This window comes from Lysinibacillus telephonicus (genome assembly GCF_003966145.1).
Lineage (GTDB): Bacteria > Bacillota > Bacilli > Bacillales_A > Planococcaceae > Ureibacillus > Ureibacillus telephonicus.
The window spans coordinates 18,274-34,006 of sequence record NZ_RXNR01000017.1; the positions used below are offsets into that span (position 1 = coordinate 18,274).

Annotated in this window: 12 protein-coding genes; 11 read left to right on the forward strand and 1 reads right to left on the reverse strand. The window is 37.5% G+C overall.

Annotated elements, in window-relative coordinates:
• Positions 1-5: 5 nt before the first annotated feature.
• Together purH and purD are read left to right on the forward strand one after the other, a co-directional pair.
• Positions 6-1,532: a bifunctional phosphoribosylaminoimidazolecarboxamide formyltransferase/IMP cyclohydrolase gene (gene purH / locus EKG35_RS07835; RefSeq protein ID WP_126293887.1), complete on the forward strand. Its 1,527-nt coding sequence runs from the start codon at positions 6-8 to the stop codon at positions 1,530-1,532.
• A 185-nt stretch (positions 1,533-1,717) separates the two neighbouring features.
• Positions 1,718-2,974 (forward strand): phosphoribosylamine--glycine ligase, encoded by a 1,257-nt coding sequence (gene purD / locus EKG35_RS07840; RefSeq protein WP_126293888.1) that lies wholly within the window; start codon positions 1,718-1,720, stop codon positions 2,972-2,974.
• 87 nt (positions 2,975-3,061) lie between these two features.
• Here purD and EKG35_RS07845 read toward each other — a convergent pair whose 3' ends face one another.
• The gene (locus EKG35_RS07845) at positions 3,062-3,604 is read right to left on the reverse strand and encodes a hypothetical protein (RefSeq protein WP_126293889.1); all 543 of its coding nucleotides are present in this window, start codon (positions 3,602-3,604) and stop codon (positions 3,062-3,064) included.
• 264 nt (positions 3,605-3,868) lie between these two features.
• On the opposite strand from EKG35_RS07845, the gene EKG35_RS07850 reads away from it, so the two are divergent.
• The 9 genes from EKG35_RS07850 (at position 3,869) to gatA (ending at position 15,733) form a co-directional block, all read left to right on the forward strand.
• On the forward strand, positions 3,869-5,599 hold the full coding sequence (locus tag EKG35_RS07850) for an adenine deaminase C-terminal domain-containing protein (RefSeq protein ID WP_126293890.1): 1,731 nt from the start codon (positions 3,869-3,871) through the stop codon (positions 5,597-5,599).
• 14 nt (positions 5,600-5,613) lie between these two features.
• Positions 5,614-6,663: a DUF3048 domain-containing protein gene (locus EKG35_RS07855; protein ID WP_126293891.1), complete on the forward strand. Its 1,050-nt coding sequence runs from the start codon at positions 5,614-5,616 to the stop codon at positions 6,661-6,663.
• A 16-nt stretch (positions 6,664-6,679) separates the two neighbouring features.
• Positions 6,680-6,997, forward strand: coding sequence for a YerC/YecD family TrpR-related protein (locus EKG35_RS07860; RefSeq protein ID WP_126293892.1), 318 nt, complete (start codon positions 6,680-6,682; stop codon positions 6,995-6,997).
• Between the two features lie 382 nt (positions 6,998-7,379).
• The gene (gene pcrB / locus EKG35_RS07865; protein WP_126293893.1) at positions 7,380-8,072 is read left to right on the forward strand and encodes a heptaprenylglyceryl phosphate synthase; all 693 of its coding nucleotides are present in this window, start codon (positions 7,380-7,382) and stop codon (positions 8,070-8,072) included.
• A 75-nt stretch (positions 8,073-8,147) separates the two neighbouring features.
• Complete coding sequence (gene pcrA / locus EKG35_RS07870) at positions 8,148-10,403, forward strand: DNA helicase PcrA (protein WP_126293894.1); 2,256 nt, start codon at positions 8,148-8,150, stop codon at positions 10,401-10,403.
• 71 nt (positions 10,404-10,474) lie between these two features.
• A complete protein-coding gene (gene ligA, locus EKG35_RS07875) occupies positions 10,475-12,475 on the forward strand; it encodes an NAD-dependent DNA ligase LigA (protein ID WP_126293895.1) in 2,001 nt (666 codons plus the stop codon).
• 14 nt (positions 12,476-12,489) lie between these two features.
• The gene (locus EKG35_RS07880; RefSeq protein ID WP_126293896.1) at positions 12,490-13,635 is read left to right on the forward strand and encodes a CamS family sex pheromone protein; all 1,146 of its coding nucleotides are present in this window, start codon (positions 12,490-12,492) and stop codon (positions 13,633-13,635) included.
• A gap of 315 nt (positions 13,636-13,950) precedes the next feature.
• Entirely contained in the window at positions 13,951-14,244 is a 294-nt protein-coding gene (gene gatC, locus EKG35_RS07885) for an Asp-tRNA(Asn)/Glu-tRNA(Gln) amidotransferase subunit GatC (RefSeq protein ID WP_126293897.1), read from the forward strand.
• Positions 14,245-14,269: 25 nt separating this feature from the next.
• Positions 14,270-15,733 (forward strand): Asp-tRNA(Asn)/Glu-tRNA(Gln) amidotransferase subunit GatA, encoded by a 1,464-nt coding sequence (gene gatA, locus EKG35_RS07890; RefSeq protein ID WP_126293898.1) that lies wholly within the window; start codon positions 14,270-14,272, stop codon positions 15,731-15,733.

Here is a 15,733-nt window from a genome sequence, read left to right on the forward strand (position 1 = left end):
TTTTCGTGACGAAACGTGCACTTATTAGTGTTTCAAACAAAGAAGGTATTTTAGAATTTGCAAAGGAATTAGCAGCATTAGATTATGAAATTTTATCGACAGGCGGTACGAAAAAAATGTTGCAAGACAACAATGTTCCTGTAACAGCTGTTGATGAAGTAACAAAATTTCCTGAAATTCTTGATGGACGTGTAAAAACATTGAATCCAATGATTCATGGAGGTCTTTTAGGAAAGTTTGACGATCCTTCACATCAAGCTCAAATGAATGAGCATGGCATTGAGCCAATTGAAATTGTTTGTGTAAATCTTTATCCGTTTGTAGAAACAATTTCAAAACCAAATGTAACATGGGATGATGCAATCGAAAACATCGATATCGGCGGTCCAACTATGCTGCGTTCTGCTGCCAAAAACCATCAGTATGTAACGGTTATTGTCGATTCTAACGATTATTGCCAAGTTCTCGAAGAATTAAAAGCACAGGGTTCAACTACAATTGAAACACGTCGTCGTCTCGCTGCAAAAGTATTCCGACATACAGCGGCATATGATTCTTACATTTCAAATTATCTAACAGAAGAAGAGTTCCCTGAGAATTTAACGATGACATATGAGCTAAAACAAACTTTACGTTACGGTGAAAATCCACATCAAAAAGCTGCATTCTATCAAAAACGTTTAGGTTCAGATTTCTCATTGGCATTTGCAACTCAATTGCATGGGAAAGAATTATCTTACAACAATATTCAAGATGGCAATGCTGCACTTCAAATCGTGAAAGAATTTGACATGCCAGCTGCCGTTGCAGTAAAGCATATGAATCCGTGTGGGGTAGGAACTGGTGCTGGCATCGAAGAAGCATTCGATAAAGCTTACGAAGCAGATCCGACTTCTATTTTTGGCGGCATTATTGCCTTAAATCGCGAAGTAGACTTAGCTACTGCTAAAAAATTAAGTGATATTTTCTTAGAAATTATTATTGCACCTTCTTTCACTGAGGAAGCATTAGAAATTTTAACGAAAAAGAAAAATATTCGTTTAATGACAATCAACTTCTCACAAGAAAAACAAGATCAATTTAAAATGGTTTCAGTTGAAGGTGGTCTTTTAGTTCAAGAAGATGATAAATTTGGCTTTGCTGATGCTGACATTAAAGTGGCAACTGATCGTGAACCAACAGAAGAAGAATGGAAAGCATTGAAGCTTGGCTGGGCAGTAGTAAAACATGTAAAATCAAATGCGATTGTTGTAACTGATACACAAATGACTTTAGGTGTCGGCGCAGGTCAAATGAACCGTGTTGGGGCAGCTAAAATTGCATTAGAACAAGCTGGAGAAAAAGCAAAAGGTGCTGTGCTTGCATCGGATGCATTCTTCCCAATGAGTGATACTGTAGAAACTGCAGCAGCAGCTGGCATCACAGCAATTATTCAGCCAGGCGGATCCATAAAAGACCAAGATTCAATTGATAAAGCAAATGAGTATGGTATTGCTATGGTATTTACAGGTGTGCGTCATTTTAAACATTAATCTTAATATTAAGTTTACATTTTCACATATGTGCAGGAAATCGCACATAAACCTGAGAGAATCGCACATAATTTGGTGAAAACCGCACATAAAGCCAAGAAACTCGCACATAAACATGTCAAACTCGCTCATAAACTAAAACTCGAAAAGAGAAATGAAAAACCCAACAGGAGGGCTTTAATAAAATGAACATCCTTGTAATCGGCAGTGGCGGTCGTGAACATGCTATTGCTAAGAAGTTCAATGATTCTCCATCCGTTGAAAAAGTATTCGTTGCTCCAGGAAATGATGGAATGCGTACGATTGCTCAAGTTGTTCCAATTGATGCGATGGATTTTGATGGATTAGCCCAATTTGCAAAAGAAAATGAAATTGATTTAACATTTGTCGGACCAGAACAACCATTAGCGGCAGGAATTGTTGATTTCTTCCAAGCTCGTTCTTTATCGATTTTCGGACCTACAAAAGCCGCAGCACAAATCGAGGGCAGTAAATCATACGCAAAAGAAATAATGAAGAAATACAATATTCCTACAGCAGCATATGAAACATTCACTGATGCGGAAAAAGCAATCCAATATGTAAAGCAACAAGGTGCACCGATTGTTGTAAAAGCTGATGGATTAGCAGCAGGCAAAGGTGTTATTGTTGCGATGACTGAACAAGAAGCTTGCGACGCCATTAAAGATATGATTGGCAATCAACGTTTTGGCGAATCGTCTTCTCGAGTTGTAATCGAGGAATTTTTAGATGGTGAGGAATTCTCCTTTATGTCGTTTGTTCATAAGGGGCAAATCTACCCAATGGTGATCGCACAAGACCACAAGCGCGCTTATGATGGTGATAAAGGGCCGAATACAGGAGGAATGGGAGCATATTCTCCTGTACCGCAAATCCCTCAAGAATTAGTTTCCCGTGCTTACATTGAAATCGTAGAGCCGACAGTAAAAGCGATGGAAGAAGAGGGAGTTTCCTTTACAGGAATTTTATATGCAGGCTTAATTTTAACAAACCAAGGACCAAAAGTAATTGAGTTTAATGCCCGTTTTGGCGACCCAGAAACACAAGTGGTTTTACCTAGAATGACTTCTGATTTTGGTTTATTTATGAAAGCTTTAATGGAAGAAAAATACTTTGATTTACAATGGTCCAATGAAGCGATGTTAGGTGTTGTAATTGCAGCGGATGGTTATCCAGGGGATGTTGAAAAAGGAAATCCTCTACCGGATTTGAACGAGTTAACTGAAACCTATGAAGTATATCACGCTGGAACAAAACTAGTTGATGGGAACTTTGTCGGCAACGGTGGCCGTGTTTTATTAGTTGCTGCTAAAGCAGAGAACTTAAAAGAAGCACAAGAAAAAGTTTATGCTGGTATCGAAAAAGTGAAGTGGGATAATTTCTTTTATCGAAAAGATATTGGTTGGAGAACTTTTCAATAAATAATTAAATGGCAAGCGTCGAAAAATAAATCGACAGGCTTGCCATTTTAAATAAACACAAGTGCTTAACTCTTCAAAGAGGGGGGATTAACTTGATTGGCCACTTTGTGAAGAATTATTTGATTTATTTTTGTTTTGCTGGCTTTGAGTTCCAGAAACAGTATCTGCCGCAGTTTTTATTGCTTGTGAAGCGCTTTTTACCATTGTGCCGCTTGGAGCAACATTAGAAACAGTTTGAGCAACTTGCGAAGCTGTATTTGCAACATTTTTCATAGTTGAATTATTTTGTCCAGTACTGGAATTTGATGAATTGCTGCCACTTTGGGAGCTCCCGCCATTCCATTTATTGTTATATGCTTGATTGTAAGCATTCATTAAGCTATCGCCATCTAAAAACTCATCAAATGTTGTAGCCACTGCTTCTCTTACATTTGAGTTAATTAATGCTTTTGTAGGACAGTAAAGGAAAATGCCTTCTGCAATTTTCATTGCTCCTGTAGCTACAAAAATTGACCCTAATGTTCTATTGCCAGATTCTTTTGCTAAATGTGCGATGCCACATGCTGTTAAACCTGTTCCTAAAGCTAAACGTACAAAACCGCTTCTTTCAGAGATATTCTCCTCCATCATTTTTCACCACTCCTTTAAAAGTAAAATTGTTCCAGTGTAAAAACTTTAATTTAAGAAATTGCTGTGATACGATAAAATCAACAATCAATTACTCCTCGAAGTTGAGGTTAAGTGCGAATCTTCTATTGTGGAACTTCGCTTTCGTCGCAAACAATACTGAATGAAGATAAATAAATCGCACAATTTATGAGCAAAGTTAGTATGTGCGTATAAAATTCAATTAACCAAAATAAATTTTATAAGTAATGGAAGGGAGTGTTATAAATGCCAGAGCCTATCTGGAAAATACATGAGATAAGGAAACAGGTTGCCGTTATTGATGGTCAAGAAGCACCAACAATGGTTTTAAAAAATGCACGTTATTTACATAGTGTGCTTAAACAATGGATTTCAGGCAATATTTGGATTTTGGGAGATCGAATCGTTTATGTTGGACAGGAATTACCTTCTAATACAATAAATACAGAGGTCGTAGATTTACAAGGGAAAATAGTTGTTCCAGGATATATTGAGCCGCATGTTCACCCATTTCAATTATATAATCCACAATCGTTTGCAGATTTTGCAGCTCAAACAGGAACAACAATGTTTATCGCAGATAATATGACATTTGTGCTATCACTCCCAAATGAGAAAGCGTTTTCAATTTTGGATCAATTAAAGAAACTGCCATTTTCATTTTATTGGTGGGTTCGATTTGATTCTCAAACTGAACTCGAAAATGAGGATGAACTGTTTACAAACAAATCTATTTTCGAATGGCTTGAGAGAAATGATGTAGTACTTGGCGGGGAGTTAACTGGATGGCCGCGCTTAATACAAGGTGACGACTTAATGCTTTACTGGATACAAGCTTCTAAAATGAAAGGAAAGAAGATTGAAGGACATTTTCCTGGTGCTTCCGAAAAAACAATTGCACGAATGAAACTGTTTGGAGCAGATGGCGATCATGAATCCATGACAGTAGAGGAAGTAGAACGTCGAATTCTTCATGGTTATGCAGTTACATTAAGACATTCATCTATTCGACCTGATTTGCCTCAACTTTTAAAAGGCATTGTCGAGAAAAAATTAAATATATTTGATCATCTAATGATGACAACAGATGGATCGACACCTAATTTCCATCAAGATGGAGTTATGGACAAATGTATCCGCATCGCCCTTGAAAGCGGAGTTTCTCCAATCGATGCCTATAATATGGCTTCCTATAATGTAGCTCGCTATTATGGCATGACTCATTTGCACGGATTAATTGCAACTGGTCGTTTTGCAACATTGAATATTTTAAAAGATGAATTTACACCGAATCCTGAAGCTGTTTTATCTAAAGGTGTATGGCTAAAACAAAATAATGAAAAAGTCTATGCACTGCCAAAAATTGATTGGAAAAACTTCGAGCCATTTAACATTTCATTTAACTTAAAAGATGAGGATTTTCAATTTTCAATGCCAATTGGAATCGAAATGATTAATGATGTTATTACAAAACCGTACTCCATTAATCTCCATATTAATAAAAAGGAGCTTCCGCTTGGTAATGATGAAAGTTATTTGCTTCTTATTGATCGTCAAGGAAAATGGCGAGTTAACACAATTTTCAAAGGTTTTGCCACTCATGTGAAGGGATTTGCCTCCTCTTACTCGAATACAGGAGAAATAATCATAATTGGTAAAAGTATAGAGGATATGAAAGCAGCATTTGAAGAAATAAAGCGAATGAACGGTGGAATTGCACTTGTTGAAAACAATGAAGTAATTGCTTCTCTTCCGCTAACAATTAATGGAACGTTATATGAAGGTGCTGTAGAAGATCTTATTGAAAAGGAAACTGCTCTTAAAACAGCTTTAAGAGATAGAGGATATAGACATTCGGATGCTATCTATACTTTACTATTTTTACAATCAACACATTTACCATATATCCGTATTACGCCTAGAGGCATATTTGATGTAATGAAAAAGAAAGTGATGTTACCAGCTGTAATGCGCTAAAGGGGAGAAAAAGAATGTTTGGCAAAAAAGGATTGTTGTGCTGTGCAATCGCATGTTCAGCAGTTTTAATTGTAGGATGCGACGAAAAAGAAGAATTAGTAGAAGATACTAGTGTAATAGAAGAACAAACTATACCAGCAACAGCAGAAGTAGAGTTGCCTTATGTCACTCCATTTACAGGAGAGAAGATTGCAGATGAAATAACAACAAGACCTATCATTGCAACCATTAATAACCATCCGGCTGCACGCCCGCAATCTGGCATTGGTTCTGCTGATGTTATTTATGAAATGCTCGCAGAAGGAAATGTTACGAGATTACTAGCTTTATTTCAATCAGAAATACCAGATAATATAGGACCGATTCGAAGCGCCAGGGATTATTTCATTGAAATTGCAGATGGACTAGATGCATTTTATATTGCCCATGGCTATAGTCCAGAAGCTCAAACAATGTTAACAAACGGCGTTGTAGATAATATAAACGGCATGCAATATGATGGCTCGATTTTTAAACGTTCATCGGATCGAGTTGCACCCCACAATTCCTACATTGCAGGTGAAAATATAGAAACAGCTGCAGAAAAGGTGAACGCTTCACTTCTTTATCAGAAAAAAGTATCGTATACTTTTTATGAACCTGATGAACATGCTAAAATAGGAGTGCAAGCAAATTCAGTAAGTGTTAAGTACAGTAATTACGATTCATTTAATAGTCTGTATACTTATGATGCAGATACGAATACGTACTCTCGACAATGTGCAGATGAAATAACGACAGATTATTTAACAAATGAGCCGATTGCATTATCAAATGTATTATTTTTTGAAATGAACCATTCCATTATCGATAACGCAGGACGCCGTAGTATTGATATTACTTCTGGTGGAACAGCGTATGTGTTCCAGGAAGGGTTGATGCGAGAGGTTCGTTGGGAAAACATTGATGGTGTATTGAAAGCTGTAGAAGAAGACGGTAGTGAAGTAAAATTAGTTCCTGGACATACTTGGATTCATTTTGTTCCAACAAATCCAGGAATAGCTGCCTCCGTAACATATTCGTAGTGAAAGGATGAGACGAATGCAAATCGACAAAATTCGAGGGCATCAAACAGATCAATTATTTAAAGCAGTATTAGAGTTGAAAAATATCGAAGAATGCTATAAATTTTTTGATGATCTATGTACGATAAGCGAGATCCAATCGTTGGCACAACGCTTTGAAGTAGCACATTTATTACGTTTAAAGAAAACATATGAAACAATAAAAAAAGAAACAGGAGCTTCTACCGCAACAATTTCACGTGTTCGCCGCTGCTTCGATTATGGAAATGATACGTATGATGAGATGCTAGGACGCTTATATCCGGACGAAAAACCGTTCCAAGCGTCTAAATAACAATTTACAAATAAGGCTGTCTAGTAAGTCAAAAATGAAGACTATTAGACAGCTTTTTGTATTTGTTAAGGACTAATAGCATCGAAAATGAGCCACTTTGCCCCTAAGGTTGTGCTCTACTCTCGGTCATAACTGGAAAAGCTATCGATTCCATCCTTTCTTTGAAAAATGGATATGCAAATGCCGACAATGCCATACGATATGGCGCCCTCGCCTAGGTGGAGCTAAGCAAAAGATCTTTTGTGGCGAGTAAGAACAGGATGCTTACCCTTTTCTTTGCAGCAAGATTGAAAACTTTTTCGCTTTCGCAGACTTTACGATATACTTGTAGACGGATAATCGTACATAAAAAATTATGAAATCATTGATAGGTGGGAAAAGAATGGATTATAAAAATTGGAGGCATGTATTCAAGATAGATCCAGCGAAAACTATTTCGGATGAAGCATTAGAAAAAGTTTGTGAATCTGGAACGGATGTCATTTTAGTAGGTGGAACTGACGGTGTCAACCTAGATAATGTCATCGATATTTTGGTTCGTGTTCGCCGCTATACAGTCCCAATTGCATTAGAAATTTCAAATATTGATTCTGTAACAGCCGGTTTTGATTATTACTTTATCCCATCCGTATTAAATAGTACGGAAACAAAATGGGTGAAAGATTTACATCACCAAGCAATAAAGGAATACGGAGATGTAATGGTGTGGGACGAGCTTGTTGCTGAAGGGTATTGTGTACTTAACCCAGACTGTAAAGTGGCACAGGCAACAAATGCTGACACAAACCTAACAAAAGATGATGTCATTGCATATGCAAGACTAGCTGAAAACTATTTTAAAATGCCGATTTTTTACATTGAGTATAGTGGTGCTTATGGCGACAAAGAAATGGTAGCTTCTGTTAAAGAAGTTTTAAATGATACAAAGCTTTTTTATGGAGGAGGCATTACTACTGCAGATCAAGCAGCAGAAATGGCACGTATAGCAGATACAGTAGTAGTAGGAAACATTATATACGATGATTTAAGACAAGCATTAAAAACAGTTGAAGCTGTAAAGAGTGTGCCTATTTAACAGAAATTTCAAATGCGATAAAGAATATAATCTAGTATAATGTAAGAACAAATGTTTGTATAAAGGCGGTGCATCATGGAGCAAATAACGAAAAACTTACTAAACGGAATGAATGCACAGCAAGAAAACGCTGTGAAAACAACAGAAGGTCCATTGCTTATTATGGCGGGTGCTGGCTCAGGAAAAACAAGAGTACTTACACATAGAATTGCCTATTTAGTAGTGGAAAAAGAAGTGTACCCATCTAAAATTTTAGCGATTACATTTACGAATAAGGCTGCCCGTGAAATGCGTGAGCGTATTGATGGCTTACTCGGTAATGGAACAACAGAAAGTATGTGGGTATCTACATTTCACTCAATGTGTGTAAGAATTTTACGGCGTAATATTGATCGAATCGGGATTTCAAAAAACTTTTCGATACTAGATTCTGCAGATCAATTATCTGTAGTGAAAAATGTTATGAAACAGCTAAACATCGATTCAAAGCGTTATGAACCTCGTGCTATTTTAAATGCAATTAGTTCGGCAAAAAATGAATGCATTACTGCTGATATGTATAAAGCAAATAGCAATCCAAATAATCCATATGAAAAGGTTGTCGTACAAGTTTACGAAGGTTACGAAAAAAGACTTCGCAAAAACCAGTCGCTTGATTTCGATGATCTTATTATGACGACAATTACACTGTTTGAACGAGTTCCTGAGGTGCTGGAATATTATCAAAATAAATTCCAATATATTCATGTTGATGAATATCAAGATACGAACCATTCTCAATACAAGCTTGTTCAAATGCTTGCACAAAAATTTAAAAATATTTGTGTAGTAGGCGACTCTGATCAGTCAATTTATCGTTGGCGTGGAGCCGATATTGGAAATATTTTATCCTTTGAAAAAGATTACCCAAATGCAAAGGTTATTTTACTTGAACAAAATTACCGTTCTACAAAACGTATATTACAGGCAGCAAATGATCTTATTGAACATAATGAAAGCCGCTACCCGAAGAAATTGCGTACGGATAACTTAGAAGGGGAGAAAGTAGTACTTTATAAAGCATCCACTGAACAAGATGAAGCTCAGTTCGTTGTTCAAACAATTCAAAAATTGATGGAAAAAGAAAATCGCTCATTGGACGACTTCGCTATTCTATACCGCACGAATGCACAGTCTCGTGTAATGGAGGAAGTTCTCGTTAAATCAAATATGACTTATCAAATTGTTGGAGGAACGAAATTCTATGATCGCAAGGAAATTAAAGACTTATTAGCTTACTTGCGATTAATTGCCAACAATGATGATGACCTGTCCCTTGCACGCATTATTAATGAACCGAAACGCAGCATCGGTGCAACTTCATTTGAAAAAATCGCAACGTACGCAATTGAACAAGACCGTTCGATTTTTGATGCAATGAAGGATGTATTATTTATGGGGCTAACTTCAAAAGCAGCAAATGCAGTTGACAAGTTCCGTGAGTTAATCGCAGGCTTCACCCAAATGCAGGAATATCTTTCTGTAACAGAACTTGTGGAGCAAGTCATTGACAAATCCGGCTACCGAGAAATGCTTCAAAAGGAAAAAACAATAGAGGCAGAGAGTCGTTTAGAAAACATTGAAGAATTTTTATCTGTTACAAAAGCATTCGAAGAACGCAGTGATGACAAATCACTTATTGCTTTCTTAACAGACTTGGCTTTAGTTGCAGATATTGATGCTCTTGATAAACAAGATACATCTAAAGGCAGCATTATTTTAATGACAATGCACTCAGCAAAGGGCCTTGAGTTTCCTGTAGTATTTATCATAGGAATGGAAGAAAATATTTTCCCTCATTCAAGATCTCTGGATGATCCAGCAGAGATGGAGGAGGAACGCCGCCTAGCCTATGTAGGGATAACGCGGGCAGAACAACGTCTTTATTTAACATGTGCCGGATCACGGACACTCTATGGACGCTCTAGTTTTAATATGCCTTCTCGCTTTTTGCGTGAAATCTCAGAGGATGTAATTGAGCAAATTTCGAAAGCTGCAAATCAAATTGAACCTGATGATTTACCATTCAGTGCAGGGCGAAATAGCCGTAAACAAAGCCATCGCCGTACGATTGGCAATGTGCAAACAAAAACTCAAATTGCTGACCTTCAATCTACGGGGGGAGACCAGCTTGCCTGGAAGGCTGGAGATAAAGCTGTCCATGGAAAATGGGGTACTGGTACAGTTGTTAGTGTGAAGGGTGAAGGAGATGGGCTTGAACTTGATATTGCATTTCCTAATATAGGGATTAAACGTTTGCTGGCTAAATTCGCACCGATTACGAAGGCTTAATAAATTTTTATAATGATGGACGACCAAAGGTTTAGGGAAAGTGTCATTGATTTTATTTTTGGAGGAATATAATGAACGATATTGAAAAACGAGTTGCAGAGCTAAATAAACTTCTTCATGAATATGGACATGCCTATTATGTGCAAGATAAGCCAATTGTTTCCGATGCGGTATATGATCAGCTTTTACATGAATTAATTGCATTAGAAAAAGAAAATCCATCGTTAATCTATCCTGATTCGCCAACTCAACGTGTCGGAGGAGCTGCTGCTGAGGGATTTCGCAAAGTTACACATACGTACCCAATGTTAAGTTTATCAAATGCGTTTAACGAAGCAGATTTGCGTGATTTTGACCGGAAAATCCGACAAGCAATTGGCGATGATTTTTCGTATGTTTGTGAGCTGAAAATCGATGGGTTAGCAATATCGTTACGCTATGAAAATGGGATATTTGTTCAAGGTGCAACACGCGGTGATGGAGTAGTCGGAGAAGATATTACGACAAACTTAAAAACAATTCGTGCAATCCCACTTCGATTAAAGGAACGAGTGACAATTGAAGTGCGCGGAGAAGCATATATGCCTAAAAAATCATTTGAAGCCTTAAATAATGCACGTGCTCAAAAAGGAGAAGAACTTTTTGCGAACCCGCGTAACGCAGCTGCTGGCTCGCTACGCCAGCTTGACCCTAAAATTGCTGCAAGCCGCAATCTTTCTACATTTATTTATGCTATTGGCGGCGATGGAGAAGCATACGGAATTGATTCACATGCTGAGATGCTCGATTATTTAGAGGGACTTGGTTTTCCTTCAAATAAGGAACGGGAAAAGTGCGCAACAATTGATGATGTATTGGCGTTTATAGAAAAGTGGACTGAAAATCGTCCAAATCTTGCATATGAAATTGATGGTATAGTTGTTAAGGTTAACCGTTATGCACATCAAGATGAGCTAGGTTTTACAGCAAAAAGTCCTCGCTGGGCAATTGCCTATAAATTTCCTGCAGAAGAGGTCGTTACTAAACTACTTGATATTGAATTAACAGTTGGGCGCACAGGTGTTATTACACCAACCGCAATACTAGAACCAGTCCAAGTAGCTGGGACAACAGTGGGACGAGCATCTCTTCATAATGAAGATTTAATTCGTGAAAAGGATATCCGTATTGGAGATACAGTAATAGTGCATAAAGCAGGAGACATTATCCCAGAGGTTATTGGCGTTATTTTAGAGCAGCGTCCAGAAAATTCTGTTCCATATGAAATGCCAACACACTGCATTGCTTGTGGTAGCGAATTAGTGCGTATAGAAGGAGAAGTAGCATTACGCTGTGTAAATCCGACCTGCCCTGCGCAAATTGCTGAAGGTATTAAACATTTTGTATCACGCAATGCAATGAATATAGACGGTTTAGGTGAAAAGGTTGTTGAGCAGCTTCTTCGCGAAAATTATATTAAAGATGTTGCCGACCTGTATCATCTTGAAGTGGAACAATTGATGAAGCTAGAGCGAATGGGAGAGAAGTCAGCAACTAACCTAGTAGATGCAATTGAGCGCTCTAAAGAAAATTCGATGGAACGACTGCTATTCGGATTAGGGATTCGCCATGTAGGTGAAAAAGCTGCAAAAATATTAGCGGAGCAATTCGAAACAATCGATGCACTAATGGATGCAACAGAAGAACAATTAACTTCTATTTTTGAAATTGGTGCGAAGATGGCGGACTCGGTTGTTACTTATTTTAATAATGAAGAAGTGAAAGAATTAATAACTCGGTTAAAGCAAGCTGGCGTTAATATGACATTTAAAGGGAAAAAAGTGCAGGTTGAGATTGGTGATAGTCCTTTTGCAGGCAAAACAATTGTATTAACGGGTAAATTAACGCAATTGACACGCAACGAAGCAAAGGCGAAAATAGAAGAGTTGGGCGGAACAGTAACAGGAAGTGTAAGTAAGAAAACGGATCTTGTTATTGCCGGTGAAGATGCTGGGTCAAAATTAGCTAAAGCTAGAGAACTAGGTATCGAAGTATGGGACGAAGACCGCCTAATAGAACAATTACAACAGTAAAGGAGTTTCAAATGATGAAACGATTTCGCTGGATTCCGGCAGCAGTCGTTGTTGCATTGCTGGCAGGTTGTGTACCTTCGATTAAAGAAGATACAGAAGTGTTGCAAAATACAGATGAAACCAAAGAAGTGGTTGAAACTACAATCATTCCAAGCATGCAATTAAATGATAGATATTATAGAACTCTTGTACCGTATAAAGAAAGTGCGAGTCGAGGGTTAGTCGTATCAAATATTTATACAAAGTATGATATTAAAGAAGTTGAAGAAGGCTTAATGCGCCTTTCTCAAAATGAATTTAGTACAGAAGATTACTTTTTCCAAGAAGGACAATATTTAGATTCAGAAACATTAAGCAATTGGCTCGCTCGAAGCAATCAAACGGAGGATGGGCTAAATCCGGCAGCTCCTGAAGGAATGGACCCGGAAGTACGTGCAAAAGAAGCCCCTATCTATTTGGCGCATATCGTTGAACAAAACTACTTAATAAAAACTGATGATAATAAGGTTAAGCTTGGCGGCATTTCAATCGGGCTAGCCTTAAATTCAATTTACTATTATCAAAAAGAGCAATACGGCGAATATTATGAGGAACCGATTCCAAATAGTGAATTAGAGAAAAAAGGAAAAGAAATTGCTGCGGAAGTTATTACACGTTTACGTTCCCAATCAGGTTTAAGTGATATACCAATTGTAATTGGTCTATTTAAACAGGAAGCAAGAAATTCGATTGTACCGGGAACATATTTTGCGTACAGCGTATCAGAGGCAGGGCAAAATGGTTTAAGTGACTGGACAGCAATTGATGAAGAATATGTTACGTTTCCAATGTCTTCTCCAGAAGAGCAATATCGTGATATGAATACGAGCTTCCAAAACTTTAAGCAAGAGGTTGATAGATACTTTGCAAATTATACTAGCGTTATTGGCAGAGGATTTTATCAAAATAACACAATTCAAAAATTATCAATAGAAATTCCTATTCAATTTTACGGTTCAACTGAAATAATTGGATTTTCACAATACTTATCCGGAATAATTTTAACGCAATTGCCGGCGGATTTAGATATCGAAGTAAGTATTACATCAGTAAACGGACCAGAAGCGCTTATCCTAAAAGAAAGAAATGACCAGGAGCCATTCGTTCATATCTATCAATAATGAAATAAAGTACGGGGCTGTCTATAAAAAAAACAGCCCCTCTACATCGTTATCAAAAATAACTTTTCAAACATTAAGAGTGGATGCGATTTATAAGATAGGTTTGAATTTATAAAACATAGGGCGATAATATAAATTGATTCCATACATCAAAAGTTTATTAATGTTTTTATCAATTTAGTGATTTTCTATATTGACATCAGTGTAAGAAAAACCGTTGATATTCGCTATTATTAGCGAAAACCGTGTCTTTCTAATGAGAAAAATGGTATTATTAATGATTATTGCCACGTAGAATATCGGAGGTGTAGAAGTATGGCGAAATTATCAAAAGAAGAAGTAAAACATGTTGCACATCTTGCGCGACTTGCTATTACAGATGAAGAAGCAGAAAAATTTGCAAACCAATTAGGGAAAATTACAGATTTCGCAGAACAACTTAACGAGTTAGATACAACAGATGTAAAACCAACATCGCACGTTCTACCAATCGTAAATGTAATGCGTGAAGACGTAGCACAAAAAGGTTTAGATCGTGAAGTAATGATGCTAAACGTAAAAGAACAAGAGGCTGGTCAAGTAAAAGTGCCGCCAATTTTAGAAGACTAATCCCCGAAAAGAAGGAGGTAAACTCATGACGTTATTTGAACGTTCATCAAAGGAATTACAAGAAGGTTTACATAACGGCGATTTTAAAATTGCTGATTTAACTAACGAAGCTTTTGCTCGCATCGAACAACTTGATGGCGATGTACAAGCATTTTTAGCTTTAAATAAAGAAAAAGCAACAGCTCAGGCTGAAGAAATGGATAAGGTTCCATTTGAACAACGTGGCCCATTATTTGGTTTACCAATCGGTGTAAAAGACAACATCGTAACAGAAGGGCTTGAAACAACTTGTGCTTCTAAAATTTTAGAAGGATTCATGCCAATTTATGATGCAACAGTAGTGAAAAAACTACGTGAAGCAGGTATGGTGACAGTTGGTAAATTAAATATGGATGAATTTGCAATGGGTTCATCAAATGAAAACTCTGCGTTCAAAACTACGAAAAATCCTTGGAACCTTGATCATGTACCAGGCGGTTCTTCTGGTGCCTCTGCTGCTTCAGTAGCTGCTGGCGAAGTACCATTTTCATTAGGTTCTGATACAGGTGGGTCTATCCGCCAGCCTGCAGCATATTGCGGTGTTGTTGGGATGAAACCAACTTATGGACGCGTATCCCGTTTTGGTTTAGTTGCATTTGCATCTTCTTTAGACCAAATTGGGCCAATTACACGCAACGTATATGATAATGCACTTCTTCTTGAGGCAATTGCCGGTGTAGACCCTAATGACTCAACATCAGCTAACATACCTGTACCAAACTATGTATCAAAGCTAGATGGCGATATTAAAGGTTTACGCATTGCAGTACCAAAAGAATTCCTTGGTGAAGGTGTTAATGAAGAAGTAAAAAATTCTGTTCTTGCTGCACTTGAAGTATTAAAAGGATTAGGTGCTACTGTAGAAGAGGTTTCACTTCCTCACTCTAAATACGCATTAGCTGCATATTACATTCTTTCATCTTCAGAAGCATCATCAAACCTTTCTCGCTTCGACGGCATCCGTTACGGTTTCCGTGCTGAAGGCGTGAAAAACTTAATGGAACTTTATAAAGAAACACGTGCTCAAGGTTTTGGCGACGAAGTAAAACGTCGTATCATGCTTGGTACTTATTCATTAAGTGCAGGTACTTACGATGCTTACTACAAAAAAGCACAACAAGTTCGTACTCTTATTAAAGAAGATTACGATAAAGTATTCGAGAACTATGATGTAATTGTTGGTCCAACGGCGCCTACTCCAGCATTTAAAGTTGGACAAAACATAGATGATCCTTTAACGATGTATGCAAATGACATCTTAACAATTCCAATTAACTTAGCAGGTGTTCCAGCAATTTCGATTCCATGTGGTTTCGAAAATGGATTGCCACTAGGGTTGCAAATCATCGGTAAGCATTTCGATGAGGAAACAATCTATCGTACAGCTTTCGCATACGAGCAAGCGACAGATTTCCACAAACAAACTCCTCAAATTTGGGAGGGTAAATAA